The sequence below is a fragment of the Chitinophaga skermanii genome (assembly GCF_003259335.1).
Classification (GTDB): Bacteria; Bacteroidota; Bacteroidia; order Chitinophagales; family Chitinophagaceae; genus Chitinophaga; species Chitinophaga skermanii.
In genome coordinates, this window is the sequence record NZ_QLLL01000021.1 from 1 (window position 1) to 3,961 (window position 3,961).

Genomic DNA, 3,961 nt, shown 5'->3' on the forward strand with positions numbered 1-3,961 from the left:
ATCGTTATCAAGGCCCTTCAAACACATTATGAATCGCTACTACGCGGGGAGCCCGTTTCTTTCGAAGTAGACAATTTCTCGACCTTTACAAAGTACCTTCAAAAGCGTGATGTTATTTCGGAAGTAACACATTGGTCGCAGTATTTACGTGGTTTTGAAACACCGAGCCTGCTACCGTTTGTACCAGCGAACGTGGCCCGCAACCAAGGCAGTGCAAATACCGGTTCAATTCAACTAGCACTCAACGAAGGGGAACATGCTGCGTTACAATCTTTCGCACAACGGAACCGTGTCACTTTAAATACGCTTGTGCAAGGAACTTGGAGCTATTTATTGTCGCGTTATAGTGGCCGTGAAGACGTGTTGTTCGGGGTAACGGTATCGGGTAGACCTACAGATATAGCGCATAGCGAGGAGCGTGTAGGACTTTATATTCATACTATTTTACAACGTACACAAGTAAATAGTGGTAATATTAACAGCTGGCTTGCTACTATCCAGGATGAGCATACGCGTAACCGTGATTATAGTTACGCACCGTTGAGTACATTGCAAGAATTAGCCGGTGTAAAAGGTGATTTATTCGATAGCTTGTTGGTGTTTGAAAACTTCCCGGTAGAAGATACTTCGAACGTGGCAGGAAGTTTACGCTTTAGCCATATCCAGCTAGCAGAGCATACCAACTACCTGCTCACGATCTTGGTAGAACTGAACCCCACCTTGCAGATCAACTTCAGCTACAACGCAGGTTTACTGAACGAAGAAACCGTTTCGATGGTGGCAGGTCATTTCAAGAACACCTTGCAGCAACTTATAACGTTGCAACGTATCGAAGAAATAGAGTTACTTACACCGGCTGAAAACGCTCAGCAGCAATCTTTCCAAGGCGAACGTGCTGCTTACCCGGTTGGGTCAACCATGGTTGATTTACTGCGCGAAGCTGCAATTTTACACGCAAATAAGCCAGCGTTAACGTTTAGTGGCAAACATATGAGCTATGCGGAGTTGGAAGAACGCAGTAACCAGTTAGCGAATTACCTGCAGGCACAGGGTGTATCACGTGGCAGTATTGTCCCGCTGTGTTTAGAACGCTCCTTCGAAATGGTAATTGGCCTGCTGGGGATTATTAAATCTGGAGGCGCGTATGTTCCAATAGATCCCAGTTACCCTGCAGAAAGGATCGCGTACATGTGTAACGGTGGCACAGTTGGCTTTGTGCTAACAACGAGTGACACCCAGCTATCAACCCCCTTAGTAAAAATAGAGATTGATAATTGTCGCTACGAAGCCTATTCCAAAGATATATTCGATCCCGGGATTACACCGCGAGATCCATTATACGTTATTTATACATCCGGCTCCACGGGCCAACCCAAAGGCGTCGTAAATGCGCACGAAGGTTTGGTGAACCGTTTAAGCTGGGCAGCCCATTACCACGCTCTTCAAAGTAGCGACGTTATCTTGCAAAAGACCACTTATTGCTTTGATGTATCGGCGTGGGAATTGATGCTTCCGCTGATGGTCGGAGCCCGCATGGTTTTAGCAAAACCCGGGGGACAAAAAGATAGCCAATACTTACGACAATTAATTGAAGAAGAAGGTGTCACTGTTTTGCATTTTGTACCAGGTATGCTGGGAGCATTTTTAAGTGATATTGAAGCAGGTGCTTGTGAAAGTTTGCAACATGTAGTTTGTAGCGGGGAAGCCCTATTAGCATCCCATGTTTCGATGTACCAAGAAAAACTCGGCCACGCCAAGTTACATAACTTCTACGGCCCCACTGAAGCAGCTATAGATGTTACTTACTGGGAAGTACCATTATGCCAAGCAGTTGAAAAAGTATTGATTGGTCGCCCGGTCCAGAACGTAGATGTTTATATTCTCGATAAAAATTTACACCGCCTTCCAGTTGGGGTACCAGGAGAATTATATATCGGCGGGGTACAGGTAGCCTTGGGCTATTTAAACAACCCGGCATTAACGGCGGAACGTTTCATCACGAATCCATTCGGTGAAGGAACCCTTTACAAAACCGGTGACCTTGCAAGCTGGGCTGCCAGCGGTGAAATAGAATACCATGGTCGCATCGACGACCAAGTAAAAATCCGTGGTTATAGAATAGAACTAGGAGAAATTGAAACAACGCTTCAACAAAGTGGCCTAGTACAACAAAATGTAGTCATCGCTTATGAAGGGAAGTTAGTCGCTTATGTGGTGGCTGAAGATTTTAATAAAGACAATATTCTACAATACCTACAACAACGGTTACCATCGTACATGGTACCTAGTTTAATGGTCAATGTTCCTTCGATCCCTGTCACGAGTAATGGCAAAGTAGATCGCAAAGCATTACCCAAACCGGTGGATTTACTAGTTACAGGTAGTGATGAGCCTCGCAACGAAACAGAACAACAACTCTGTACCATCTGGCAAGATTTACTGGGTATCTCGAAAGTTGGTATCCACGACAACTTTTTCGAAGTTGGTGGTGATTCAATTGTGAGTATCCAAGTAGTCAGCCGTGCCCGCAAGCTGGGATTAGATATAAAACCACGCGATATTTTCCAATTCCAAACAATCGCTCAATTATCTAGTTCATTAACCCAGTTAGAAGATATTGTCGCTCCTGTACTTCCCTTGGAAGGTGAAAGTCCTATGTTGCCTATTCAACAATGGTTTTTCGAACAGGGGCATGAGAATTTGCACCATTATAACCAAGCTGTTTTACTTGATATTTCCAAAGAAGTATCTGCATCACAATTGCAAGCTGCTGTTGATTATTTGTGTAAAGAACATGATGCACTGCGTTTTAGATATTCGCTTGGAGAAGATGGAAGTTGGAAACAGTATTACAACGGTGCAGGAATTACGGTTGAGACAATAAGTGTAGAAACTACCAATATTGCAACTATTTGCACCCAGGTTCAACAAGGATTGAACATCGAAAACGGTCCGATTGCCAGGGTAGTTTTACTTGAGCTGCCAGGAGTAAAAAATGGCTTGTTCATAGCCGGGCACCACTTGTGTACCGATGGGGTTTCTTGGCGTATACTGTGCGAGGATTTGGAAAGCTACATTACTTGTATTGTTGATGATAAACCGTTGCCGGTGCTCAATCGAACAACAAGTTATAGAGCTTGGGCTGAACGTTTAATCGGGTTGAAAGATCACCCAGTATTATTGAAGGAAGCAAGTTACTGGGAGAAAATTGTATCCCGCGTTCAACCCTTTCCAGTAGACCACGCTTTGCAAACACCGCGTTTAATAAGAGATATGCGCAGGTTGCAAGTTTCTCTTCCTGCCCATTTAACACAATCACTTTTACAAAACGTTCACCAAGCTTATTCCACGAGAATTGATGACATCCTCTTATCAGCCTTACAATTAACCTTGCAAGGTTATACGGGTTTGAACGAACATGTAGTAACCTTGGAAAGCCATGGCCGGGAAGGGTTTGGTGCCGATAATAGCCGTGTAATAGGTTGGTTTACATCGATGTACCCCGTTTTGTTATCCAGTACCGGGGATCTATCAAATGTAATCATTAGCACAAAAGAATCGCTGCGTGGTATTCCATACGAAGGTTTGGGTTACGGTATCTCAAAATATTTTAATAAAAATATCGGGTTAGTATATACACCTTGTATATTATTTAACTATCTTGGTCGTCTAAGCAACTTGGTCGTAGGACGAAGTTATTTAACCCAAAGTACCGATATCCTCCAAGGAACAGGTGAAGCGAGCGCAGCCACGAATGTTTACCCGGCGCAGCTAGGTGTAGATGGATATATTTTTGAAGAAAGTTTACAATTCACGTGGAGTTATAACACGTTGGAGTTTGCAGCAGGAACAGTAGAGAAGTTAGCCAACGATTATTTATTTCACTTAACAAATATTATTCGTCATTGTATCAATGCCGAAGTTATTACCCCTACAATTTGGGATACCGGGCTAGGTGGAA

Annotated in this window: 1 protein-coding gene; it reads left to right on the top strand. The window is 43.6% G+C overall.

Annotated features, from left to right (window positions below; all coding sequences use genetic code 11):
- On the top strand, window positions 1-3,961 hold a 3,961-nt coding region (locus LX64_RS25675; RefSeq protein WP_148707481.1), incomplete at both ends, for a non-ribosomal peptide synthetase.